The 25,210-nt window shown below is 65.8% G+C and carries 20 protein-coding genes; 13 read left to right on the top strand and 7 right to left on the bottom strand.

Going from position 1 to position 25,210, the window contains the following annotated elements; translation table 11 throughout:
• Positions 1-87: 87 nt before the first annotated feature.
• Positions 88-336 (top strand): hypothetical protein, encoded by a 249-nt coding sequence (locus EV560_RS08200; RefSeq protein ID WP_131855244.1) that lies wholly within the window; start codon positions 88-90, stop codon positions 334-336.
• A gap of 16 nt (positions 337-352) precedes the next feature.
• On the opposite strand, the gene EV560_RS08205 is transcribed toward EV560_RS08200, so the two are convergent.
• Positions 353-1,105: an extensin-like domain-containing protein gene (locus tag EV560_RS08205; protein ID WP_165923382.1), complete on the bottom strand. Its 753-nt coding sequence runs from the start codon at positions 1,103-1,105 to the stop codon at positions 353-355.
• A 248-nt stretch (positions 1,106-1,353) separates the two neighbouring features.
• On the opposite strand from EV560_RS08205, the gene EV560_RS08210 reads away from it, so the two are divergent.
• Entirely contained in the window at positions 1,354-1,575 is a 222-nt protein-coding gene (locus EV560_RS08210; protein ID WP_131855246.1) for a DUF1328 domain-containing protein, read from the top strand.
• A 149-nt stretch (positions 1,576-1,724) separates the two neighbouring features.
• On the opposite strand, the gene EV560_RS08215 is transcribed toward EV560_RS08210, so the two are convergent.
• Positions 1,725-2,519 (bottom strand): response regulator, encoded by a 795-nt coding sequence (locus tag EV560_RS08215; RefSeq protein ID WP_131855247.1) that lies wholly within the window; start codon positions 2,517-2,519, stop codon positions 1,725-1,727.
• Positions 2,520-2,754: 235 nt separating this feature from the next.
• Between EV560_RS08215 and EV560_RS08220 the strand changes: the two genes are divergently transcribed.
• From EV560_RS08220 to EV560_RS08230, 3 genes are read left to right on the top strand one after another with little or no spacing between them, the layout of a single operon-like run.
• On the top strand, positions 2,755-2,982 hold the full coding sequence (locus EV560_RS08220; RefSeq protein WP_248311939.1) for a NepR family anti-sigma factor: 228 nt from the start codon (positions 2,755-2,757) through the stop codon (positions 2,980-2,982).
• Entirely contained in the window at positions 2,969-3,529 is a 561-nt protein-coding gene (locus tag EV560_RS08225) for a sigma-70 family RNA polymerase sigma factor (RefSeq protein WP_114828726.1), read from the top strand. Before EV560_RS08220 ends, EV560_RS08225 begins: the two co-directional genes overlap by 14 nt.
• On the top strand, positions 3,529-5,178 hold the full coding sequence (locus EV560_RS08230; RefSeq protein WP_131855248.1) for a histidine kinase dimerization/phosphoacceptor domain -containing protein: 1,650 nt from the start codon (positions 3,529-3,531) through the stop codon (positions 5,176-5,178). Before EV560_RS08225 ends, EV560_RS08230 begins: the two co-directional genes overlap by 1 nt.
• A gap of 18 nt (positions 5,179-5,196) precedes the next feature.
• On the opposite strand, the gene EV560_RS08235 is transcribed toward EV560_RS08230, so the two are convergent.
• From EV560_RS08235 to EV560_RS08245, 3 genes are all read right to left on the bottom strand, one after another.
• Positions 5,197-6,075 (bottom strand): transglutaminase family protein, encoded by an 879-nt coding sequence (locus EV560_RS08235; RefSeq protein WP_131855249.1) that lies wholly within the window; start codon positions 6,073-6,075, stop codon positions 5,197-5,199.
• Positions 6,076-6,264: 189 nt separating this feature from the next.
• Positions 6,265-6,546: a hypothetical protein gene (locus EV560_RS08240; RefSeq protein ID WP_131855250.1), complete on the bottom strand. Its 282-nt coding sequence runs from the start codon at positions 6,544-6,546 to the stop codon at positions 6,265-6,267.
• 119 nt (positions 6,547-6,665) lie between these two features.
• Entirely contained in the window at positions 6,666-8,471 is a 1,806-nt protein-coding gene (locus tag EV560_RS08245; protein WP_131855251.1) for an ABC transporter ATP-binding protein/permease, read from the bottom strand.
• Between the two features lie 203 nt (positions 8,472-8,674).
• Here EV560_RS08245 and EV560_RS08250 point away from each other — a divergent pair, with 203 nt between their 5' ends.
• From EV560_RS08250 to EV560_RS08265, 4 genes are all read left to right on the top strand, one after another.
• Positions 8,675-9,430, top strand: coding sequence for a Crp/Fnr family transcriptional regulator (locus tag EV560_RS08250; protein ID WP_131855252.1), 756 nt, complete (start codon positions 8,675-8,677; stop codon positions 9,428-9,430).
• 125 nt (positions 9,431-9,555) lie between these two features.
• A complete protein-coding gene (locus EV560_RS08255; RefSeq protein WP_348982198.1) occupies positions 9,556-10,356 on the top strand; it encodes a class I SAM-dependent methyltransferase in 801 nt (266 codons plus the stop codon).
• Between the two features lie 153 nt (positions 10,357-10,509).
• Entirely contained in the window at positions 10,510-11,079 is a 570-nt protein-coding gene (locus EV560_RS08260) for an NADPH-dependent FMN reductase (RefSeq protein WP_131855253.1), read from the top strand.
• Between the two features lie 182 nt (positions 11,080-11,261).
• Positions 11,262-12,437, top strand: coding sequence for a GGDEF domain-containing protein (locus EV560_RS08265; protein ID WP_248311940.1), 1,176 nt, complete (start codon positions 11,262-11,264; stop codon positions 12,435-12,437).
• 103 nt (positions 12,438-12,540) lie between these two features.
• Here EV560_RS08265 and EV560_RS08270 read toward each other — a convergent pair whose 3' ends face one another.
• Positions 12,541-13,062, bottom strand: a complete 522-nt coding sequence (locus EV560_RS08270; RefSeq protein ID WP_131855255.1) for a hypothetical protein — start codon at positions 13,060-13,062, stop codon at positions 12,541-12,543.
• A 218-nt stretch (positions 13,063-13,280) separates the two neighbouring features.
• On the opposite strand from EV560_RS08270, the gene EV560_RS08275 reads away from it, so the two are divergent.
• The 3 genes from EV560_RS08275 (at position 13,281) to EV560_RS08285 (ending at position 17,406) form a co-directional block, all read left to right on the top strand.
• Positions 13,281-14,216: a glutaminase gene (locus tag EV560_RS08275; RefSeq protein ID WP_131855256.1), complete on the top strand. Its 936-nt coding sequence runs from the start codon at positions 13,281-13,283 to the stop codon at positions 14,214-14,216.
• A gap of 123 nt (positions 14,217-14,339) precedes the next feature.
• Positions 14,340-15,998 carry an acetolactate synthase large subunit gene (locus tag EV560_RS08280; protein WP_131855257.1) on the top strand — a complete coding sequence of 553 codons (1,659 nt, stop codon included), beginning with the start codon at positions 14,340-14,342 and terminating at the stop codon, positions 15,996-15,998.
• 25 nt (positions 15,999-16,023) lie between these two features.
• Positions 16,024-17,406, top strand: coding sequence for an aldehyde dehydrogenase family protein (locus EV560_RS08285; RefSeq protein ID WP_131855258.1), 1,383 nt, complete (start codon positions 16,024-16,026; stop codon positions 17,404-17,406).
• Between the two features lie 240 nt (positions 17,407-17,646).
• Here the strand turns inward: EV560_RS08285 and EV560_RS08290 are convergent, their stop codons facing one another.
• Complete coding sequence (locus EV560_RS08290) at positions 17,647-23,877, bottom strand: 3-keto-alpha-glucoside-1,2-lyase-like domain-containing protein (protein WP_131855259.1); 6,231 nt, start codon at positions 23,875-23,877, stop codon at positions 17,647-17,649.
• A gap of 411 nt (positions 23,878-24,288) precedes the next feature.
• Here EV560_RS08290 and EV560_RS08295 point away from each other — a divergent pair, with 411 nt between their 5' ends.
• Positions 24,289-25,197, top strand: coding sequence for a LysR family transcriptional regulator (locus EV560_RS08295; RefSeq protein ID WP_131855260.1), 909 nt, complete (start codon positions 24,289-24,291; stop codon positions 25,195-25,197).
• The last annotated feature ends 13 nt before the right edge of the window (positions 25,198-25,210 follow it).

Consider the following 25,210-nt stretch of genomic DNA (forward strand, 5'->3'; position numbering starts at 1 on the left):
AACGCCGCATTCGCTCCACAGTTCCTAATCACGCTGGAACCTCCTCGGAGATGATACGTTAACATTCTACTTCGGCCGGAAACGCAGATGTCCATCCGTATCCCCCATGCGCTGTACGCAAAGCATCTCCCGATGCAAGTCTGCCAGGCGGAACTCCCACCGTTCTGGGAGCTGGAAGACCTGATCTCGTCGGGGCTGGACAGGGATACGGCGCTCGCCGTTCTGGCGTTGCGCCGTGAACGGCGCGAACGCGGGCGGAGTTCATCGCTGCCTCTGGCTTTGTCCGAACCGTCGATCCCGGTCGGCATGGACGATCTCTCCGACATTTCCTTCTGATCTTATCCGCTTTTCATTATTGGCAAAATCGTGTCGAGGCCGAGCGTCGCGCCTGGATATCGAGGTGCACGTGGTTCGCATGCGCCGCGTCCGAGCCGGGGCCGAGGGCCGTCGAGAACGCGCCGCAGGCTGAATGGCGGATGGCCTGGACGAAACGGGCCTGGAGCAGGCCGGCCGGCTTTTCGACCACGACATCAAAGCCCCCGGCCTTAGGCTCGCCGATCGAGAAGGCGAAGATGTCAAGCGCCCGGCCCGTCGCGTGCTCGCTGATCGGTCCGGCACTCTGCCGGTTGCGGCGGCGGCATTCATAACCACCGCCAACCCGCAGCCGCGAGAGATCCCTTCCGAAATAGCCGCGCGCCAGCGGCTGGAGACTGCCCTCGAGCCAATCGGCGAGGCCGCGCGCCAGTTCGCAGCCGATGGTGACCGGCGGCTCGAAAGTGATCTGCCCCGGCGCGTCGCCGTTGCGCACGGCGAGCGCCTCGACCGTGACCGGCTCGACGATCTGGCAGGCCGGGTCGGATGTCGCGATCAGCTTCGGTTCGGGGGGGCGGATCCTGTTGCCCGACACCGCCCCGAGCGCGCGCAGGCACGCGCCTTCGGTGGCGGTAGCGGGCGCGGCCGGCGGCGCGCCCTCGCCCTGGCGCTTGCTGTCCTGCTGTGGAGCAGCCGGGGTTGCGGCGGGCGGCTGGGGCCGGGCCAGATCGGCAGGGCGCGCTGGCGGCACCGGGGCGGGCATCGGACGAGGCGCCGCTGCAGCAACGCTCAAGCCTGTCACCAGCGAGCCTGTCACCAGAAGGAAAATGCCTAATCCGCCGGCTCTTGCATGGGCTCGCAGGCCTGTCATCCGCTTCGCCATTGCACGACGGCTCACGCCGTCGGCTTCGCTAAGCGCAACGGTTTCAAGCCGAACCGGTTCCACGGGGGTAAGAGTCTTCAGCCGGCTTGAGGGTCGGAACCTTTGCCGGCAGGCGGCGGTTTTCTCAAGGCGACTAAGCGAGCGTTGAGGGATACCCGATGTCCGGCTGGGCCGTGACCTTTCTGATCGTCGCCCTCGTCGCAGCGATGCTGGCCTTCGGAGGGGTCCCTGGGCTGGCGGTCACGATCGCGCAGGTGATCTTTGTGATCGCGCTCACAGCAGCGGCGCTGGCCGGGCTGGTAGCGTTTCTGCGCAAGACGCGACGGGCACGAAGACTGACCGACGACATGCCCGGTCGCGACGAGGAGAAACAAGTGTGAGAGCGATTGAGATGCAATGGGCCGGACTGACCATGCTGATAGCGCCGTTCCCGGTCCTGCTCGTGCTTTACTTCATGGGCTGGTGAGCGCGCACGAAAATGCCCGCGGCGCAAGCGCCGCGGGCGGGAAACCGAAATCGAAACCGAGCCTCAGGCGGCCTTGCGCCCGGCGCGACGATCGAAGAACAGCGCCTGGCTGATCGCCGCCTTAACCGCCTCGGGCTGGAACGGCTTGGTGATCAGGAAGGCGGGTTCCGGCCGGTCACCGGTCAGCAGTCGCTCCGGATAGGCGGTGATGAAGATCACGGGCACGTCGATCGCGCTCAGGATCTCGTTCACCGCATCCAGGCCAGAGCTGCCATCGGCCAGCTGGATATCGGCCAGCACCAGGCCCGGCCGCTTCTTCGCCACCGATGCGATCGCCTCGCGATGGGTCCGGGCCACACCGGTGACGGAATGGCCGAGCTCCTCGACCATGGTCTCGATATCGAGCGCGATGATCGGCTCGTCCTCGATGATCAGCACATCCGTCGCGACCTGCTCGGCGATCTCCTGACCGGCGAGTTGCACGAGATTGGCCGCCTCCGCCGCGGAGACCTCCATGATCGCCGCGACATCCTCGATCGGAAAACCCTCGACCGTGCGCAGCAGGAAGGCCTGGCGTGGGCGCGGCGTCAGGGCCTCGAGATTGCGCTCGGCGGGCGAGCGTTCGCTGCCGATCGGGATCGGGTTGGTATTGAGGCCAACCGAGGACCAGAGCTTCAGGAAGGTGCGGTAGAGACCGATGCGTGAATTCACGTCGCGCGGAAACGCACTGGGATCAACGACGAGCGCTTCGAGCATTGCCACGACATAGGCATCGCCACTTGCCTGGGTGCCGCTGAGGGCACGCGCGAAGCGGCGCAGATAAGGCAGATTCGGCGCAATTTCTTTCGCAATCGACATGGAAACGTCCTTTTTAACCTACTGAAAATGAGCACCCAGAGTCGCTTTCTGACAAGCGATTTATTTTTTCTTGGAACGGGAACTTTTCCGGCAACAGACTGTTACTTGGCCGGATGAGTGTCGGTATATCTGCCTTCCGTAAGGGCCTTGACCGCCTGGGATGCGAATACCGATTGAATGTTGAAGTTGAGCGGGACCTGCGCAAAGCAGGCCGGCTCGCGGGCGTGAGGGCATTATGAGCGACGTGGACCTGGAGATGACGGAGCCCGACCGGGGCGACGATCAGGAGCTGGAACCGATCCTGGACCCGAAGGTGCAGGAGTCGATCGGCCGCTCGCTGAAGGCTCATTACGACGATCTGGTCAACGCCCCGATACCCGACAAGTTTCTGGTTCTGCTGGCGCAGTTGGAGGCACAGGAGCAGCGTGCGTCCGCCGGGGGAACGACCAATGAGCGCCTCTGATTTCAAGGACGGGCTGATCAAGGAAATCCCGAACCTGCGAGCCTTCGCGGCCTCGCTTTCGGGCTCGATGCAGCTCGCCGACGATCTGGTCCAGGACACCTTGCTGAAGGCCTGGGGCAATTCCGACAAGTTCGAGCCGGGCACCAGCCTGCGCGCCTGGCTCTTCACCATTCTGCGCAACACCTATTACTCGCTCTACCGCAAGCGTGGGCGCGAGGTGCAGGATTCCGAAGGCACCTATGCCGAGCGCATCGCCGTGCACGGCAACCAGGAAAGCCATCTCGACCTCGCCGATTTCCGCAAGGCGCTGGCGAAGCTGCCCGAGGAGCAGCGTGAGGTCCTGATCATGGTCGGCGCCACGGGCCTCTCTTACGAAGAGGCTGCCGAGATCTGCGGCGTGGCGATCGGTACCATCAAGAGCCGGGTGAACCGCGCCCGGACGAAGCTGGCCGAGCTTCTTTCCATCGGCGGTCTCGACGATCTCGGACCTGACCGGCAAAGCGCGGCCGCCGTGCAGAGAACCGGGGCCGAAATCGTCAGACTCTGATGCGGCTGGCGCGGTTCAAGACCGTCCGGGGCCGCCTTCTCGCTCTGCTGGTCGCGATTGTCCTGCCGATCGCCTTCCTGACGGCGATCGCGGCGATCACGACCTACCGATCGGTCATCGGCTCCATCCAATCGTTCCAGATACGCACCGCGGAGGATTTCGCGGTGCGTACGCGAGTCTGGTATCGCGGCGCGCTGCGCTCGCTGCTGACGGTCGGAACGACGCTCGCCGCGGTGAAGACCAGCGACAGCGATTGCAGCCAGATCGAACGCGAGATGCTCACCCAGGTCGTCGGCTACCGCGCGGTCCATATCCGGATGCGGGACGGCCGGATCTGCTCGGCCTCGCTCGAGGCCGGGATCGGCGAGAACGAGCTCGCCAGGGAAGTCGAAACGCTGAAGACCCGGCCCGCGGTTCAAGTCTGGGGCGGGACCGAGCTCGCCAGAGCCCGCTACGATCAGATCACGCTAAAGGGTCGGCGCTACCTGGCTGTTTACGCCCAGTCCAAGACGGATGGAGCGATGCAGGACGCTCTGCTGCTGATCGATCCCGATCTGCTGAACCAGGTCTTCGAGGTCAGCAGCGCCGATATCGGTCTTGCTGTCGCCCTGGTGAACCGGGGCGGCGACGTCATCACCAGCCGCGGTCCGGCCGAGACCGATAATTCCTGGCTGCCGGCACAGGAGATCGTGCCGGTGAGCGACGCGCATTGGGAAGCTCAGAATCGCTCGGGCTCGATGCGGTCCTATGCGGCCAGGATGGTGGCCGAACCCGATCTCTATGTCATCGCCAGCTTCGACGACACGGCCGAGCAAGCGGCGAGGACGCAGTTCCTCGCCTTGCTGGTGACGCCGCTGCTGACGCTGGCGCTGCTCTGCTTCGTCTATCTGCGCGCCATCGACCAGCATTGCGTGCGCTGGCTGCGCGGCATCGAGGCGGCCGCCCGCGCGCGCGCTACCGTCTCGAGCGCGCGCGCCGCGGTGGCCGAGGACATGCCGAGCGATATCCGCAGCGTCGCCGAGGCCTTCAACACCATGGTCGACGACCAGGAGGTGCGCCAGCGCCGGCTGCAGACCGCGCTCGACGACAACCGCTTCCTGGTGCGCGAGTTGCACCACCGGGTGAAGAACAGCCTTCAGGTGGTGCAGAGCTATATCGGCCTCTCCAAGCGCGACTATCGCGGCGAGGCCAGGCTGGCGCTGGCAGATGCGGAATGCCGCGTCCATGTGCTCTCGGCCGCCTATCGCTTCACCCTGGCCGATGGCGAGATGCAGCCGGTGCGCGTCGATCTCTTCCTCGACGACGTGGTGACGATGATCTCCAACCTGATCCGCCGGCGCGATCAGTGGGTCACGGGCAAGATCGAGACCGTATCCTCGCTCTCGGTCGACCGGATCATCCCACTCGGCTTCATGATCGTCGACGTCGTCTCACGCGCGCTGCGCAGCACGCCCGATGTCAGCATCGCGGTTCTGGTGAGGGACATCGATGACCAGACGATCGAGGTCATGATCGAGGCCGACCGCGAGATCGCCTATAGCGAGCCGCCCAAGCTCTTCGCCGGGCTGCTGACGCAGATCGAAGCGGTGCAAGTGAAGAAGCCGGAGAGGCAGATCCTGGGTTCCTGGCGGGTGGTGCATCGCGGCTGAACGCGCACCAGAGCCGCCTCAGCCCACCAGCTCTGCCGGCTCTATGCTGACGCCGACGCTGAGTCCGAGGAAGGACCCGGGCAAGCCGATATAACTCCCAGCGACGGGCGAGGCGTCCTCCGGCACGCGCGCAACCGCGACCCGGAGCAATTGCCGATCGGCGACCAGGTCGTTGGTCGGATCGAACTCGACCCAGCCGTCATTGGGGATGAAGACATCGGCCCAGGCATGGGTCAGGCCCACAGGCGAGGCGATGTCGGCGCCCGCGCCGGTCCGGTCATGAATGTAGCCGGTGACGAAGCGCGCCGCGAAACCCATGCGCCGGGCCAGCTCGATGAAGAGCCAGGCATAGTCGCGGCACGAGCCGCTGCCGGCCCTGAGCGTGTCGGCCGGGTGCTGCGTGCCCTCGTCATAGCGCACCGCATAGGTCAGGCTCGTGGAGATGGCATGGGCGAGATCCCTGAGCAGATGGCCGGAGCCCTGGCCGATCCGGGCGCGGAAATCGGCGAGCCATTGATCGAGCATGCCATCGGGATCGGCCGCCGCCAGATCGAGATAGGGCTGGAGCACGGCATTCTCGGCCGGGCTGTAGACCACGCCCGTCATGGCCACTTCCGGTTCGATCTCGGAACGCGGCAAAGCCGAGCCGAAACGCTGGATCACCAATTCGCTGACGATCTCCAACGTATCGGCCGGTGCCTCGAAATTCGCGATAGCGACGGAATTTCCATAGGCATCGTGCATCCAGCGCAGCCTCGCCTGCGGCGTGATCGTGAGCGCGGTATCGACGACGCGCAGGTCGAAACTGTCGCGCGGCCGAAGCATCAGCCGGTGCGGCCCGAACTCGACCGGCCCGGTATAGCGGTAGGTGGTGGCGTGGCGGATGCGCAGATACATGCTGGCCTCTTGGTGCGCGCGCCAAGCCGAGACGCGGCGGCGCCGAACGGAACGAGCGCTGGCGGCCGACCCAAGCCAAAAAACAAGCCGCCCGGAGGGCGGCTCGTTCGTATTCTGCGCCAGGGGAGCGCCGCATGGAGAACGCGGCGGCCCCCGAAAGGTTCCGGCTGTCCGGACGAAAATCTCAGATTAGCGGAGAATTGTACGAGCGGGATTGGCGAGATGCGCCTCCTGCGAGGAGGTTGCGATCGCGCGCTTGGTCCGGTCGGCAGTCCGATGCGCCGGATCGACCGAGGCGAACTCGCTCCCCGCCGGCAGGTTCTGGCGCTGCTTCGCCTGGGCGACCGCAGCCGAGCTCTGGTCGGCGCCGCCCTGCACGCCTGCGCCGAAGGTCAGCGCGGCGACGACGGTAGCCATGATTCCGAAAAAGGCGAAGGCGCGCCCGATAGGGGCAAGGCTGTCGTTCAACATTCTGTTTCCTCCCCGACGCCACGACCCGGCGATATCGCACGGTTTCCACGGGAGAGAACGTGATCTAACTCACAAAGTTCCGCCGACTCATACTCACGGCCACGTGAGCCGTGGCGCGTTCAGTGGGCCTCGTCATTATCCGCCTGACGGCTGCGGAAGAGGCGCCAGAGCGATTTGCCGAGACGCCGCGACGTTAGATGCGCGCCGGCCTCCCGCCGCTCGAGCGTGATCTTCCGGTCGTGGAACTCCTCGAGTCCGGGGCGATGGCCGACGCTGATCACGGTGGCATCGGCAAGCTCGGCATCGAACAGGCCGAGCAGCGAGGTCTGGCTGTCCTCGTCGAGCGCCGAGGTCGCCTCGTCCATGATGACGATATCCGGCCGCTGAATCAGCAGTCGCACGAAGGCGACGCGCTGACGCTCGCCGCCGGACAGGATGCGGTCCCATTTGTCGTCATCGTCGAGGCGCTTGGCGAGATAGGCGAGGCCGCAGCGCTTGAGGGCGGCGATGATCGTCTCTTCATCCGCCGCCGACTGCGCTTCCGGATAGAGCAGCACGGTGCGTAGCGTGCCCATCGGCAAATAGGGCTTTTGCGGCACGAAGGCGATGATCTTGCCGCGCGGTACCGTGATCATGCCCGAGCCCCAGGGCCAGAGCCCGGCGAGCGCCCGGATCAGCGTCGACTTGCCCGAGCCGCTCTCGCCGACGATCAGCGCCTTTTCGCCGAGCCCGATCGTCACCGAGGCATCGGCGATGACGACCCGACCGTTGCTGTGGGCGAGCGAGAGATTCTCGATATGGATGGCGCCGTCATCGCTCTCCCCGAGCTGGATCTGCGTGTCGCTCTCCATGATCGTGCCGATATCGAGTCCCTCCAGCGCCTCGGCCAGTTCGTCGACACGGGTGACAGAGGCGAACCATTCGGCCAGCCTGACGAAATTATCGACGAACCAGATCAGCGCCGCCTGCACGGCACTGAAAGCCGCGACAACCTGCATGACGGCACCGAGCGTGACCTCGCCCGCCAGATATTTCGGCGCGATCAGCAGTAGCGGCACGACCGGGAAGAGCGCGCCATTGGTGTTGAGCACGAGCGCGATGACGCCCTGCTGGCGCACGACACTTAGCCAGGCCGCGACGACGCGGCCGTAAGTCTCGCCGACAGAGGAACGCTCGTCGGCATCGCCCCTGATAAGCGCGACGCTCTCGGCATTTTCGCGAAGCCGCGTCATCTCGGCCCGGAACCGGGCTTCCGCCTCGTTCTTGGCGGAGATCCTGCCGACCAGCGGCTTGCCGGTCAGGTAGGCGGCGAGGGAGGCGATGAGCGCATAGAGAATGGCCGCGATCGCCATATAGCTGGGAATGACGATCTGCGTGCCCGCCAGCGTGAAGCGGGCCGTGCCCGCCACCTGCCAGAGAATGGCGGCGAAGGTCGCCGCGGTGACGAAGGCGCTGATCAGGCCGATCGCGAATTCGGCCAGCGGCTCGATGGCGAGGCGGACATCCTCGGCGATGCGATATTCCGGCGCCGCCTGCTCCTTGGCGATGAATTGCAGCCGGTAATAGCGCTGATCCGCGATCCACCAGCCGGCGATGCGATGGGTCAGGTATTCGCGCCAGCGCACCTGCAGCAGCAACCGGCTGACCACCACCCCGGAGAGCGCCAGGGCCGAGGCGACGACGAGCAAGGGCAACCAGGTGACGACATTCCAGACAGCAGCAACGTCACGCTTGTCGAGCGCATCGAAAAACAGCCGGTTCCATTGATTGAGCCCAACGGCGGCGCCGAGCTGGGCGGCGATGAAGGCAAGGACCAGGATGGTCAGCAGCCAGGCGCGCAGCCGCGTCTCTCCCGTCCAGAAACGCAGCGCCTGACGGAAGAAGCGGCGCATGCGCGAGCGCGCGGGAGCAGGCGTCTCGGTCATGTCCTTGCGGCTCCTCGTCCAGTCGCGGGAACGCAGGACTGATTGCGGCAGGCCCGGCTCGACGCGAACCAGGGCCGCAGCCTGAAAACGTCATGCGAGCGGCGCAGTTCCAGAGGCGCCGCGGGGATGCTGCAACGCATGGAGCCGGAACAAAGGCCGCGATCCGACGTTGGGTCGGGGTTCATTCTGGAGTGCAACGACATATGATCGGCCCCGGCAGCCAGCCTCGCCCCGGCGCGCCCTGCCTGGCCTGCCCGCTTCGGCTCAGGCCTGCCTTCAAGGACAAGAGCGATGAGGAGGTCCGCTTCATCCAATCGATGAAAATGGACCATCGCTGGCTGCCGGCCGGCGCCGACATCATCCATCCCGGCCAGGAAGACGCGGAACTCTATACGCTCTTCTCGGGCTGGGCCTTCCGCTACAAGTCGCTGCCGGACGGGCGGCGCCAGATCCTGAATTTCCTGCTGCCGGGCGATCTCGTCGGTCTGCAGGCCTCGCTCCTCAACGCCGCCCAGCACGGCATCGAGGCGCTGACCGATATCGAGCTCTGCGCCTTTCCGCGCAAGCGGATCTACGAGCTGTTCCAGCGCATGCCGCAGCTCTCCTTCGAGATCGCCTGGCTCGGCTCGCGCGAGGAATCCCTGATCGACGAGAACCTGACCTCGGTCGGCCAGCGCAATGCCAGCGAGCGCATCGCGGCGCTGGTCATCTCGCTCTATCGCCGTGCCGAGGCGGTCGGCCTCGTCAGCGAGAACAGCTTCGAATTCCCGCTGACGCAGCAGCAATTCGCCGATGCGCTCGGGCTTTCGCTGGTTCATACCAACAAGACCTGGGCGCGGCTGCGCCGGGCCGGGCTGTTCTCGCTGTCGAACGGCCGGCTGACCTTGCTCAATCCGCGCCTGACCAAGCGGATGGCACTGATCTTCGATGAAACACCTGTGCCAAGACCACTGATCTGACGGGGACGACATGGGAGACCATCCCATTCCGCCCTTGAACGGCCTTATTCCGGCGGCTAACGTCGCGCCGCTGGCGAAGAACCGGCCCGACCTGCGATTCCGCTGCCGGCGGCAAGAGGCCTATCATGACACGCTCTTCGACCCCACGGGCTTCCCGCACGCTCGCTGCCAGGTTCGGCCAATCGAGCGTGGCGGCGCGTATCGAGGGTGAAATGCGCGTCACGGCGGCAGAACTCGCCGATAGCGTCGCCGAGGCCAGGCTCAAGGTCGCGGCCGTACGCTACAAGGTCGAGGACGAGTTCCGCAACCACGCCGACAAGTTGAGATCACGCGTCAGCCGCGCCGCCGACGGGGCCAAAGCCAAGCTCAGCGACGATGCCCGCTTCCTCAAATCCTGGATCGACGACCCGCTGCGCACCGGCTCGGTGACGCCGTCGAGCCCGTTCCTGGCACGGCGCATGGCCTCTTTCGTCGATCCCGCGCAGGAGGGCCCGGTGATCGAGATCGGCCCCGGCACCGGCCCGGTGACGGAAGCACTGATCGAACGTGGCATCGACGAATCCAGGCTTATCCTGGTCGAGTACAGCCCGGAATTCTGCAAGCTGCTGCGCGAGCGCTTCCCCCGCGCCACCGTGGTCGAGGGCGACGCCTATGCCCTGTCGACGACGCTGAAGGACCATCTCCACGAGAAGGCGGCCGCCATCGTCTCCAGCTTGCCGCTGTTCACGCGCCCGCCGGCCGTGCGCAGCGCGCTGGTCAAGGACGCGTTCACGCTCGTGGTCGAAGGCGCCCCCTTCATCCAGTTCACCTATTCGGTGATCTCGCCGGTGCCGCGCAAGGGCTCGGGCCTGAAGGCCTTCGTCTCGGATTGGGTGTTGCGCAACATCCCGCCGGCACGCGTCTGGGTCTATCGCCAGTACGTCTGACCCGTTCTTCCCGCCCGGCGCTGCCTTCCGGCGCATTGGCCTATGCATCGGCGCAATCAGGTGCTGGCGAGAGCCTGCCTTGGTCGGGCCGAGCCCGAGGGGTAGAGCTCAATCCGCAGGCCATGTCCTGCGGCAACGTCCTGAGAGGCCTCCATGTCCGCGCCCAAGATTCTCGTCTTTTCCGGTTCCTGGCGCGAGGGTTCGCTGAACACCAAGCTCGCCACCCTCGCAGCGAAGCGACTGCGCGCCGCCGGCGGCGAGGTGAGGCAGATCTCGCTCGGCGATTACCCGCTGCCGCTCGTGGACGCGACCGGCTTCAGCACCACCCCACAGGTCGCCCATGACCTGCATGCGGTGATCGACGCGCATGACGGGCTCTATATCGCCAGCCCCGAATATAATGGCGGCTATGCGCCCGCGCTGAAGAACGCGCTCGACTGGGCCTCGGTCGCCAAGGGCGGCCCCTCGGCCAGCGGCCTTGCCGGCAAGGTCGTGGCGCTCGGCGGCGCCTCGCCCGGCGAGCGCGGCGCCTATCGCGGCATGACTCAGCTCAGGACCTCGCTGGAGCTGGGCTTCGGCGCACTGATGGTGCCGGAAATGGTCGCCATCGCCACGGCCCACAAGGCTTTCGACGATGCCGGCGAGCTTGTCGACGCGCGCAACAACGGCTTCCTCGATAAGCAGGTGGCGCGGCTGATCAAGCTCGCCGCCCTCGACATTTGACGGGATGCAACGTGGCTGGGGCATAAGCGCGCAGCTGCGCAATTCATGCAAAGATGCGGATGCCTCATACTGAATCGTAACGCCTGCGATCTAAGAGCGCAGAAGGATTGCAGGCCCAGGGCCTGCAACCTTGGCGTGAAGGTTGTGCAGGGCGAATGAGGGCGGAGGCTCCGAGTTATAGCTTGCCACGCTGGCGCTGGACGCGCTGGCTGACGGATGCCGGCCCGGACGTTCCGGCCGAGATCAGGGTGGCGCTGATCGGCTCGCTCTATGGCACCTTGCCGATCTTCGCAGGCGGCGTGATCAACACGATCGCTGTCTCGCTGCTGATCACGCTGCGCATCCCGACCCTGCCCTTCATCCTTTGGTCAGCCTTCGAGATCATCTGCTGCCTGGTCCGGCTGGCCGTGCTGATCACGGCGAACAAGCGGGCCTTGCAGGGCCAGTCGACGCCGACCGATATTTACATCCTGCTCGGTCTCGCCTGGGCGGGCGGGGTCGGCTACGGCACCTTCATCAGCCTGACGAGCGGCGACTGGGTCGTCGCCACGCTGGCCTGCCTCTCGGCGGCAGCGATGGTCGGCGGCATCTGCTTCCGCAATTTTGGCGCGCCACGCATGGCGGGGCTGATGATCGTTCTGACGCTCGGCGCCTGCTGCTTCGCCGCGCCGTTTCTGGGCGAGCCGATCATGCTGATCGTCTTCTTCCAGATCCCGTTCTACCTGTTCAGCATGACCATGGCCGGCTTCAAGCTCAACGCCATGCTGGTCTCGACCATGCGGGCCGAGCGCGAGAACGAGTTCCATGCCCGCCACGACATGCTGACCGGCCTCTCCAACCGCGCCGGCCTGTCGAAGGCGCTCGACACTCGCCTCGCCCGTGAGGCCAACCCGCGTCGCCTCGCACTGATCTATCTCGATCTCGATGGCTTCAAGGCGGTCAACGACACCCATGGCCACATGGCCGGCGACAGGCTGCTGCAGCTCGTCGCCGAACGGCTGCGCGGCATGATCCGCTCCGGCGATCTCGCGGCCCGGATCGGTGGCGACGAGTTCATCGTGCTCTCCGAGCAGACCGAGACCGCCCAGCTGATGGGCTTTGGCGAGCGCTTGATCCGCGAGATCTCGCTGCCCTACGAGCTCGACAACCGCAGCGCGGTCACGGTCGGCGCCTCGATCGGGATCGCGCTTGCACCCGAGCACGGGATGGACATGGCGAGCCTGCTCAGCGCCGCCGACATGGCGCTCTACCAGGCCAAGTCGAAAGGCAAGTCACGCTGCCTGATCGCGCCGCCGGGTCCGCACGCCAATCCCTTCGCCGAGGCGACGCTGCCCGCCAACGTCCGGCGGCTGCACTGAGCATTTTCGAGCGAAGCGGCTACCGCTTCGCGTGAAGAAAATGCGATAAAACAAAACTTTAGAGAATTTTCGCGATTCGAAGAGACGCGGAAATTCCGAGCCCCTATTCCAGCTCGCAGCGACCGCTCGCCGGGGCCAGCTGCCAGATGCCGTCATCGGGCTTCGCCGGAATCCGGACGGCGTTGTCCGCGATCTCCTCGGCATCATAGGGGTTTGGGTTGGCGGTGATGCCGTTATTCCTGACCCGGAGCGTGCCGTTGGGGCCGCGCTCGATCCGCCAGGTGCCCGCCTCCCATTCCGGCTCGCAGCGCAAGCCCTCTCCGCTCGGCTTGCAAAAGCCGCCGAGCTGGTAGTCAAACCCCGTCGCCGCCTTGTGCTGGCGCAGGTTGATATAGAGCGTGACGTAGAAGCCATGGGCCTGCGCGTCGGCCCATCTGCTGGGCAAATGGACCAGGCGGATCCGCGCCACCTTCTGGCCGGGATGGGCCCCGAGATGGGCTTCGTCATAGACGCGCTCCCAACAGGCATCGCGCTTCGGCGGCAATTCGCGCTCGAGCGGGCGACCCGCGGCCGGCAAGGCCAGGACGGCCGGGACCATCGCGGCAATGATCAAGGCTAATCGCATGATCGCTCCCCAGCGCGTGAATGCGGGAGCGAGCATAGAGCATTTTCGAGCGAAGTGGACGCCGGCTCGCGTAAAGAAAATGCGTCAAACCAAAGAGATAGAGCACTTGCGCGGTTCGAAGAAACGCGGAAATGCTCTATCGGATCGCCGCGCGAGCGTCGGCTTGACCACCTCCCGGTGGTCGAGCTTGGTGCGGGCGGGTCAAGCGGAGAGCGGGCGTGGCAGATATTGCGAGGATCGTCCGCGAGGTGGCGCAGGAGATGGCGGCACAGGCCGAGCGTGGGGCGGTCGCGACCTATATCCCGCCGCTCGCCAAGGTCGACCCCCAGCATTTCGGCATCTGCATCGTCACCGCAGAGGGCGAGGTCCATAGCGCGGGCGATGCCGAGGAGCCGTTCTCGATCCAGAGCGTCTCGAAGGTCTTTGCGCTGACGCAGGCACTCGGCAAGATCGGCGACACGCTCTGGCGCCGGGTCGGGCGCGAGCCGTCCGGCACGCCGTTCAACTCGATCGTCCAGCTCGAGCGCGAACAGGGCATTCCGCGCAACCCGTTCATCAATGCCGGCGCGCTCGTCGTCGCCGATGTCAACCTCGCCGGCCATGCGCCGCGCGTCGCCATCGGCGAGCTGCTGCGCTTCATCCGCTATCTCGCCGAGGACGAGACGATCCTGATCGACGAGCATGTCGCGCGCTCCGAGCAGGAGACCGGCTTCCGCAACGTGGCGCTGGCCAACTACATGCGGGCCTTCGCCAACCTGACGCATGCGCCGGAGCTGACACTCGGCGTCTATTTCCACCAATGCGCCATCGCGATGAGCTGCCGCCAGCTCGCCATGGCCGGTCGCTACCTGATGCTCGGCGGCCTGCTCGAACCCGGCGGTGCGCGGGTGATCTCGGCCCAGCGGGCGCGCCGCATCAACGCGCTGATGCTGACCTGCGGCCATTACGATGCCTCCGGCGATTTCGCCTTCCGCGTCGGCCTGCCCGGCAAGTCGGGAGTCGGCGGCGGAATTCTCGCCGTCGCGCCGGGCAAAGCCTCGATCGCCGTCTGGTCGCCGGGCCTGAACGAGAACGGCAATTCCCTGCTCGGCACGCTCGCGCTGGAGCGCATCGCCGAGGCGACCGGCTGGTCGGTGTTCAGCCCGCCGCGGTGAACGTTTTCGCCGCTGCCATTGCTTCGGCTGCATGTCCGCCCTGCGACGCCTTTTCCTTGGCGGCGCGACACCATAGCTTCATGCGCTGACACCACACAGCACTCTTGGGAAAGGCGGCGGGCGATGAAGAAGAAGGGCTCTGATCTTCTGGTTGCGGCGCTTGAGAACGAGGGTGTCGATCGCATCTTTGGCGTGCCCGGCGAAGAAAACCTCGATGTGGTCGAATCGCTCCGGCAGTCGAGCATCCAGCTCATCCTGACCCGGCACGAACAGGCCGCCGCCTTCATGGCGGCGACCCATGGCAGGTTGACCGGCAAGCCCGGCGTCTGCATCGCGACGCTCGGGCCCGGCGCGCTCAATTTCTCGACCGGTGCGGCATATGCCCATCTCGGCGCCATGCCGATGATCCTGATCACCGGCCAGAAGGCGATCATGACGGCGAAGCAGGCGCGCTTCCAGATCGTCGACGTCGTCGCCTCGATGAAGCCGCTGACTAAGATGACGCGTCAGATCGTCAGCGCCGCCAGCATTCCCTCGATGGTGCGCGACGCCTTCCGCGTTGCGATGGAAGAGCGGCCGGGCCCGGTCCATCTCGAATTGCCCGAGGACATTGCCGGCGAGGAGATCGAGGACGTGCCGCTGATCCCGGTCCATCCGCTGGAACGGCCGGTGGCGCAGGCGACCGCGCTCGACCGGGCGGCTGAGATGATCCTCGCCGCCAAGCGGCCGCTGGTGATGATCGGCGCCGCCGGCAACCGGCCGCGGCTGGTCGAGCCGCTCTCGGCCTTCGTCAGGCGCACGCGGCTGCCCTTCTTCAACACGCAGATGGGCAAGGGCGCCGTCACCGGCGGCTCGAATCTCTATATGGGCACGGCCGCGCTCTCCGAGCGCGACTATGTCCATGAAGCGGTCAATCTCGCCGACCTGATCATCTCGATCGGCCATGACACGGTCGAGAAGCCGCCCTTCCTGATGAAGAGCGCGGGCGGGCCGAAGGTGATCCATGTCGGCTACCAATCCGCCAATGTGGAGCAGGTCTACCATCCCGATGCCGAGGTGATCGGCGATATCGGCGCGACAGTCGTCGCGCTCGCCGACCGGCTCGGCGGCAAGCTCGACCCGGATGTCGCCATGCTTGATCTGCGCCAGAAAATCCTGGCGCGGATCAACGACCGCGCCGAGGAAGACCGTTTCCCGATCACGCCGCAGCGCATCGTCCACGATGTGCGGGCGGTGATGCCGGAGGACGGCATCGTCTGCCTCGACAACGGCATGTACAAGATCTGGTTCGCGCGGAACTACCGCACCCATGTCGCCAACACGCTCCTGCTCGACAATGCGCTGGCGACGATGGGCGCCGGCCTGCCCTCGGCGATGATGGCGGCGATGCTGCATCCCGACCGGCGCGTCATGGCGGTCTGCGGCGATGGCGGCTTCATGATGAACTCGCAGGAGATGGAGACCGCCGTCCGGCTCGGCCTCAACCTCGTCGTCCTCATCCTCAACGACAGCGCCTATGGCATGATCCGCTGGAAGCAGGCGGTCGACAAGTTCCCCGATTTCGGCCTGACCTTCGGCAATCCCGACTTCGTGCGCTATGCCGAATCCTACGGCGCCAAGGGCTCGCGGGTGACGGCGGTCGAGGAGCTTCTGCCGACGCTCGAGGCGGCCTTTGCCGGCGGCGGCGTCCATCTCGTCGATGTTCCCATCGACTATTCCGAGAATACCCGCGTGCTCGTCGAGGAATTGCAGAACCGCACGCCGAATGTCGAGCTGGCCTGATCACGGCCTTTCAAGGAGAACTCCCATGCTGCAAGTCGTGCAGGCATTCGATCGCGCGCCGATCGAGGAGATCGAAACCGATGATGCGGCCGCGCTCGAAGCCAAGCTGCAGGCCGCCGAAAAGGCTTTTCGCGATCGGGACAACTGGCTGAAGCCGCATCAGCGGATGGCGATCCTGCGCAAGCTCGCCGGGTTGCTCGAAGGCAAGCGCGACCATTTCGCCAGGCAGATCGCACGCGAAGGCGGCAAGCCGCTGCCGGACGCGATCATCGAGACGACACGCGCCATCGACGGCATCCACAACGCCGCCGACGAGTTGCGCAATCTCGCCGGCCGCGAGATCCCGATGGGGCTTTCGCCGGCCGCGGCGGGGCGCTGGGCCTTCACCACCAAGGAGCCGATCGGCATCGTTGCGGCGATCTCGGCCTTCAACCACCCGCTGAACCTGATCGTGCATCAGGTCGCACCGGCGATCGCGGTCGGCTGTCCGGTCATCATCAAGCCGGCCGGGACGACGCCGCTCTCTTGCCGCGACTTCGTCGCGCTCGTGCATGAGGCCGGGCTGCCGGAAGCCTGGTGCCAGACCTTCATCCCTGAGACGACCGAGCTCGCCGAGAGGCTCGCGACCGACCGGCGCATCGCCTTCCTGAGCTTCATCGGCTCGGCCAAGGTCGGCTGGTACCTGCATTCCAAGCTTGCCCATGGCGCGCGCTCGGCGCTCGAGCATGGCGGAGCGGCACCCGCGATCGTCGACCGCAGCGCTGCTCTCGACCAGATCATCGAGCCGATGGTGAAGGGCGGCTACTACCATGCCGGCCAGGTCTGCGTGTCGACCCAGCGCATCTTCGTGCATCAGGACATCGCCGACGCATTCACCGAGCGGCTCGTCGCCCGGGTCGCGAAACTCAAGGTCGACGACCCGACCTTCGGCGATACCGAGGTCGGCCCGCTGATCCAGCCGCGCGAGGCCGATCGCGTCGCTGGCTGGATCGAGGAGGCGGTCAAGGGCGGAGCGAAGATCGCGACCGGCGGCGGACGCATTTCGGAAACCACCTTGCAGCCGACCGTGCTGCTCGACCCGGCGGCCGACGCCAAGGTCTCGCAGCTCGAAGTGTTCGGGCCCGTGGTCTGCATCTACCGCTACACGAAGCTGGACGATGCCATCGCGCAGGCGAATTCGCTGCCCGTCGCCTTCCAGGCCAGCGTCTTCGCACAGGATATCGACGTCGCCTTGCGGGCCGCCGAGCGGCTCGATGCGTCGGCGGTGATGGTCAACGACCCGACCACCTTCCGCACCGACTGGATGCCTTTCGCGGGCCGCAGGGAATCCGGTTACGGCACCGGCGGCATCCCTTTCACCATGCGCGACATGACGCAGGAGAAGATGATCCTGCTGCACCGGCGCTAGAGCATTTTCGAGCGAAGTGGATACCGGTTCGCGTGAAGAAAATGCGTCAAAACAAGTAGATAGAGAATTTTCGCGATTCGAAGAAACGCGGAAATGCTCTAGAGCATTGTCGAGCGAAGTGGGCACCGGTTCGCGTGAAGACGATGCGATAAAGCAAGCGCTCTAGAAACCGGCTGAGACCAGGCAAGAAAAAGGGGCGCCCATGGCGCCCCTTCGTATTGGAGAATGGCTTTCCCCGGCTCAGACGAAGCGGAAATCGTCCGTCTGGAGCGAGGAGAGCGTGACATTGGCCAGGGTGATCGAGCTCTGCTCGTCCACCGTGATCACCAGATCGCGCCCATTCTGCTCGGCGCTGCCCATGACCGCCGCGAAATCCGCGAACAGCTCGAGCGAGAACTCGATCACATCCGAGCTCGAGCCGGTCACGGTGAAATCGGCGATCACGTCGCGACCCATGCCGGCCTGGAACACGAAAGTGTCGTGCCCGGAACCGCCGGAGAGCATGTCGACGCCGGCGCCGCCATTGAGACGATCGTCGCCGGAGCCGCCCTTGAGCTGGTCGTTGCCGGCGCCACCGAGGACGGTGTCATTGTCGGAGCCGGCGTCGATCACGTCGTTGCCGTCGCCGCCGTCGATCTGGTCGACGCCTGAGCCGCCCTTGAGCTGGTCGTCGCCGGCGCCGCCGGAGACGAGGTCGTTGCCCGAGCCGCCATCGACAGAGTCGGTGCCAGTGCCGCCGGAGAGCGTATCGTTGCCGGCGCCACCGGTGATCGTGTCGTTGCCGGCAGCGCCATCGAGCGTGTCATCGCCATTGCCGCCGGTCAGGACGTCGTCGGTGGCAGCGGGAGCATAGCTCAGGTTGACGCCGCCATTGCCGTCCGACGTCACGCTGAAGGCCATGCCGGCGAAATCCTCGGCCGGATCGAGCTGCAGGGTGATCGGGCCGGTCGCGCCGCCAAGCACGGTCAGCAGGTTGCCGGCACCGAGCGTCGCGGCGTTGGCGTCGCCGATGCCCTGGATCTGGATGAGGTCCTCCTGGCCGAAGCCGGAGATCGTGCCGGCAAACTGGTTGTCGCCGAGCAGGTCGAGATCGATGCGCAGGGTCTGCGCGCCGTCCTGGAAGTCGATCGCCACGCCTTCCTGCGACACGAGCCAGGCGCCGCTGACGAGCTTCAGCTCCTCGATCCCCGTGATCGGGCCAAGCAAGCTCTCGCCGGTGCCGGCGAGTTCCAGCACGTCATGGCCGGCGCCGCCGTCGATCGCAATCGGGGCCGAGGCGATGGCGGAGGTCACGACCGAAGCCCCTGCGAGCCGGATCGTATCGTCGCCGTCACCGAACAGGACACGCTCGATCGCGTGGAAGCTGTCGCTGCCGATGCCTTGGCCTGAGGCGGTATGCGCGCCGAGGTCGAGCAGGACGGTTCCGATCGCGCCGGCGAGGACGAGCGTGTCGCTGCCTTCGCCGCCATCGATCGTATCGTCACCCGCCCCGCCTTCGAGCATGTCGTTGCCTGCGCCGCCGCTCAGCGCGTTGGCGCCGGCATCGCCGAGCAGCGTGTCGTTCCCTGCGCCGCCGATGACGTTCTCGATGCCCGACAGCTCGTCCGCGCCGGAGTCGTCGCCGAAGGCTTCGCCCGCTGCGAGGTCGACCGTCACGCCGGCAGTGTCGCCGGAATAATCGACCGTATCGCTGCCGTCGCCGCCGTCGAGCGTGTCGTCATCAGCCCCACCCGCGAGGACGTCGTCACCCGCGCCGCCGAGCAAGCTGTCGTCGCCTTCGCCGCCGGAGAGCTGGTCATTGCCCGCGCCGCCGTCGATCTCGTCGTCGCCGGCCTCGCCTCGGACGATGTCGTTGCCCGCGAGAGCCATGACCTGGTCGTCGCCGGCGCCGGCGGCGATGACGTCATCCCCGGCGGTGCCGGTCAGCGCGTCGTCGCCCGGCGTGCCATTGTTGCCGCCAGCGGTGACCGGCGTCAGGTCGGTGACACGGACATCGTCGAAGGTCAGGCCCTGGTTGCCCCAGGAATAGAGGCCGAACGTGCCCTTCTCGTTGCCGTGATCCTCGATGGCATAGGCGAAGAGCTGATCGCCGCCGAGCCAGGCCTGGACACGGTTGTCGACGATCTCGACGCGGAGCTGGGTCGCGAGGCCCGGCTCATATTTGCCGGGCACCTGCGCCAGGATCTCCTCGATGCCGTCGCGCATCCGGATCAGGTTGAAGATGCTGCCGGCGCCGTTGCCCGGGCTGCGGTCGAGCGTGCCTTCGGCGTCGAGCTCGAGCTTGTAGTAATTCTTGTTGTCCGTGTAGTGGAACAGGAAGCCGAGCCCGTCATTATCAGGCGTCTGGAAGGTCGCCTCGATGGCGTAATCATCCCAGTTGCGTGCCGCCGGATCGTTGTAGAGCGCGTAGGTGCCGAGCCTGAGCACGTTGACGCCGTCGCCGAGCGGGCTCCAGCCATCCTGCCAGACATCCGGATTGCTGGCGCCGTTCCAGGTCAGCTCGCGGCTCTGCAGGTCGCTGGTCTGGATCAGCTTGCCATCGGCGGTGACGTGCCATTCCGAGGACTTGCCGTCGGGGCCGACGCCGCCGAACTCGCCCTCGTCGACGATCGTCCATTTCGACAGCGAGGCGGCGGAGGAGAAGTCCTCGGCGACCAGGAGCTTCGCCTTGGCGACGATGTCGATATCGACGCGGTCGGTCGCGACATTGCCCTGCGTGTCGGTCACGGTGAGCGTGAGCTGGTGCAGGCCGGCGGCGAGGTCGACGGCCGGGTTCTTGCCGGTCGCGATCACATTGCCGTCCTTGTCGGTCCAGACATAGGAGGCGATATCGGCGCGGCCGAAGGAGCTGCCGGCATCGAGCGTGACGCTCGCGTGGCCATCGCCGTCGAGGTCATAGGCGCGCTCGTTCTCGCCGGCATGGGCGGTGAGGCCGATGCGGGTGACGACGACATCGTCGAAGATCGAGCTGCGCTGCTCGCTCGAATAGACGCCGATCGTGCCATGGGTGAGCGGGTTGCTCGCATCGACCACCGGGCCGTCGAAGACGTTGCGGTCACCCAGGAAGATGTTGATCGCACCGTCGGTGACGGCGACCTTGAGCATCAGCTCGGCATTGAACTGCAGGCCCGCCGCGGTGGAGGCCAGCACGGTCTGGACGCCGTCCTGGACCTTGACCAGCTCGCGGCGGTTGGTCTCGCCGTTCATGCTGAAGCGGTAATAGTTCTTCTCGTCCTGATAGTAGAAGACGACGCCGATGCCGTCATTATCCATCGCGGTCAGGCCGATCTCGTAGACATAATCCGACCAGTTGCGCGCCTCGGACGCGCCCCAGATCAGGATGTTGCCGGCGGCGTCGGACTGGTCGTAGAGCGCGCCTTCCGGCGCCGGCAAGCTGTCGACCTGGTCCGGACGCGAGGCGACGGTGCCCTTCACCAGGAAGTTGCCGGCGCTGGAGCCGACCTGGCCCGCGACGACCGAGGAATTGCCCCACTCATCGACCATGCCGGGCTGGCTGAAGTCGATCTGCACGGAATAGGGCGTCGGCTGCTCGTCGACGATGCCGCCTGCCTTGACCCCGCCGAGATCGGCGATCTCCTGGTCCGTGTAGAGCTTGTCGGTGAACAGGAAGCTGGAGATGTAGAGGTTCGAGGTCTCGCCATCCTCATCCGAGAACAGCAGCAGGCCCTTGGCGAGATCGATCGTATAGCGATCGTCATCCATGGACTGGCTGCCGACGAGCACGCCGTCGATGAATTTCGAGATGGTCACGCTGTCGCCGGTATCGGTGACGCGGATCACCACGCGCTGCCACTGATCGTAGTGGAAGGCGCCGGTATAGTCCTGGTTGATGCCGATGCCGCCGGTGCCGTTATTGTTGTTGTGGATGAAGAAATCGGCGTCGTCGGCGTTGCCGGTATTGGTCTGGAACAGCGAGGTGTAGCTGCCCGCGCTCGCCTTCGGCACGAGGATGTCGAAGGCCAGGGTGTAGCTGGAGACGACATAGACGCCGGTCGGGAGCGGCTGCGACGGGGTCAGTGTCAGCGCCTGGTTGGTGGCGAGCTTCGGGATGAAGGAGACCTGCGCCTCCTCCGGCTGGGGAGGCGGAGCATCGGCGCCGGGCAGCAGGCCGATGCCGTAATCGGAGGCCTTGCCCGAGGTCGCGCCATTGCCGAAGCCGGCGGCGACGGCCGGGTCGGAGAAGTCGATTTCCTTGGAGAGGCCGGAGGGCAGGGTGTCGACGATGCCGCCGGCCTTGACGCCGCCGAGCGCTGCGACCTCGGCGTCGGTGAAGACCTTGTCGGTGAACAGCACGCTGGAGACATAGGCCGGCGCGGTGTCGCCGTTCTCGTCGGCGAAGAGCAGCATGCCCTTGCTGACATCGATGGCATAGCGGCCGTAATTGGCGCCTGACTGGACGGTGTCGCCGACCTTCAGGCCGTCGATATATTTGGTGATCAGGACGTTGTTGCCGCGGTCGGTGATCGTGAAGGCGACGCGGTGCCAGGCGTTGAAGCCGAAGGAGCCCTCATAGTCCTGGTTGATGCCGATGCCGGCGCCGCCCTTGAGGAAGAGCTCGCCATCGCTCGCATTGGTCAGGTCGGTCTGCAGGAAGGAGAACCAGGCGCCCGACTTCAGATAGACGTCATAGACCAGCGAATAGGACTTCACGACCGTGCCGGCGGCGGCATCGTCGATCTTGAGCAGGATGCCGCCATTCGCCTTGGTCAGTTTGGGGATCGCGGTGACGGTAGCATCGACCGGCGCGGGCGCCTCCGGATCGCCGGCAGGCAAGCCGACAATGCCGTATCCGGTCGTGGAGCCGGTCGTCGCGGCGAGGACCGGGCCGGGACGCGACCAGCCATCGGCATTGCCGTCGTTGAAGGTCTCGACCAGCAGCGTGTCGTCGCCCTTGACGATGACCACGACCTGGTCGGTCGTCTTCACGCCGGCCGGATCGGTGACGGTCAGCGTCAGCTCGTGCTTGCCGAGGCCGAGATCGACATTGGCATTGGCGCCGGTCGCGATGACGTCGCCGTTCTCGTCGGTCCAGGTATAGGTCAGGGCCTCACCCTTCGGGTTGAGCGACTTCGAGGCGTCGAGCTGGATGCCCGCCTTGTCCTCGCCGGTAGCGGCCGTCGCCTGCAGGTCATCGCCGGCCTTGGCCATGGCGTAGAGCTCGGGCGTGCCGAAATCGACGTCAGTGAAGGTCTCCTGATGGCCGCGATAGGGGCCGGTCAGGCCGTCGCGGTCGAGCTCGGGCTTGACCCGGTAGCCGTCGAGATAGTCGTCGAATTCGGTGAAATAGGTCTCGGTCGAGACGGTGTTGTTGTCGGGGTCGATGACGACGAGGCGGATCGCGCCATTGCCGCCATTATTGCCCTGCGAGGGATCGCCATTGCCGGTGATCTCGCGCGAGATGCCGTTCTGGTAGTTGACCAGGAACTGGTAGACCGGATTGCCGTATTGCGAATAGCTGACATCGGTCTCGGCGCCATCGCCGAAGATGTGACCCGAGAAGGTCATGCTGATATTCGGGTACTTGGCGAGCAACTCGCGATAGATCGTCTCGCCGTCATTGGCGCCCTGCGGATCCCGGCCCATGCCGTAATCATAGCCCGCGCCCTCGTCGTAGAGCGGGGCGGCGAGCGGGTCCTGGCGGCCGGCGAAGCTGGTCAGCGAGTGCGAGGCGACGATGACGCGGTAGTCGAGATGGCTCTCGATCACGTCGCCGGCCCAGCGGATCACGTCGTCGCGCGGTCCGAACTCCATCGAGAGCACCAGCCATTTGGTGCCGTCCGGCGCGATGAAGGTGTTGTAGGTGTTGCGGGCGCTGCCGCTCTCCTGATCGTAGGCGCCGCCGAAATTGTCGGGGTTGGTCCCGGCCTGCTTGTCCGGCGAGAAACGCTCGTCGAGATAGACCGAGCTGTGGTCGGCGGCCGAGCCGCCGCTGGCCTGGTCATGGTTGCCCGGCAGCAGCGAGTAGGGGATCTTGCCGTCGAGCTTGCGCAGCGCCGCCTCGGCGATGTCCCACTGATAGGACAGGTTGTTCTGCGTGATGTCGCCGACATGGAGCATGAACTGGATGTTGTGGCTGTCCTTGTTGTCGACGAGCCACTGGGTCATGTCGCCGAAGATGTGGTTCAGCGAGGGATTGCTGGTGTAGTCCTGCGTGTCCGGGAAGACGGCGATCGTATAGGCGTTCTCGCCGGCGACGCGGACGCGGAAGACGTCGTTGACCGACTGGCCGAGGGCGTCTGTCGCGGTGATCTTGATGTCGGAGAAGCCGAGCTCGCCGAAATCGAGGACGAGCTTGCCGTCGACGATGGTCGGATCGACCACGGTCTCCTCGGCGACCTGGACCGTGTAGGTGAGGTTCTGGCCGGAAAAGACCGACGAGAGGTCGATCGTCGCGTTCTGCGCGTCCGGCGTAACCATCATATCCTGGATCGACTTGATGATGCTGGTCATGGTGCTCGTCCTCGCTCGTTCACGCAGATACCGTGCCGGCTAATGGCCGACGTCGCGGGGGCAGAAGCCCGGGGCATGGCTCCTGCGTTCGGGGCGAAGAACTGGGCGGCGGAGATGACAGGGCGGTGAAATTCAGGTTTCGGTAACCATTCAAATTATCGATACCGGGTATCCCTCGAACCAATGGAACCGGGCCGGATGGCCGTGCCCGGTCACGGCCCGAGCACACCATTCCGGATGATGTTTTCCCGGCTAGAGAGGCGATGGCGGTCTCGCCTGCCCGCTGCGAAGAGCGGCTTTGCGAACAGCGGCGGCGAGAGCCTGCGTTCGCTCCAATCGATGGGAAGGACGTTTTCGGCGGGCGGGACGGCCCTGTCATCAGGCTGTCGCGCCCGCGCCGGATAGGGCCTCATGTCCACGACGCAGCTGCGCGCCTTTCACTTCGTTGCGCTGGCGGGAGGCTTTTCCCAGGCGGCGCGTGAGATGGCGACCGGCCAATCGACCCTGTCGGCGCAGGTGCGCCAGCTCGAGGCGAGCTCCGGCATCAACTTCTTCGAGCGCAAGCCCCGCGGCGTCGTGCTGACTCCGGAAGGGCAGGCGCTGTTCGAGTTGACCTCGCGCCTGTTCGCGGCCGAAGCCGAGGCCCGGGCCTTCCTGCGCGACGAGGCCGGACGCACCGGCGGGCATCTGCGCGTCGCGGCCGATGGCGCCTTCCTCTCCCTGCCGATCCTGGCGCAACTCAGGAATGCGAGGCCGCGCCTCGGCTTCTCGCTCGCCATCGACAATTCAGACCGGGTGGTCGAGCTGATCGTGAGCTATCGCGCCGATGTCGGGATCACGGCGCGGCTGCCGGGCGATCCGCGGCTCTATGCGCGCCATTTCGCGAATATGAGCCTTGGCCTATGCGTGCCGAACGAGCATGAGCTGGCGCGCGCATCCTCCGTCGCGATGCAGGATCTGGCGGGCTTGCCCCTGGTCATGCGCGAGCGTGGCTCGCTGACGCGCGAGATGTTCGAGCGGAACCTCGCCGAGCACGATGTCTCGCTCGGCCCGATGCTGGAGATCTCGACCCGCGAGGGCGTGCGCGAGGCGGTGGCGCTGGGATTCGGGATCAGCGCCGTCACCCGCCACGAATTCGGCCATGACACCCGGCTCAAATTCGTGCCCATTCGCGACGCGCGGCAGGTCATCCGAGAATATGCGGTCTGTCTGGCGGAGCGCCGCCATCTGCCGCTGGTACGCGAGTTTTTTGCGCAAGCCGATCTTTGGGGAGAGGCCCAGGGCGGCGCGGATGCACCCTCGCCGTCCGACCCGGTCTAGTTTGCAGGGCTGA

Origin of the sequence: Allobosea sp. BK604, from assembly GCF_004341515.1 — a bacterium.
Classification (GTDB): Bacteria; Pseudomonadota; Alphaproteobacteria; order Rhizobiales; family Beijerinckiaceae; genus Allobosea.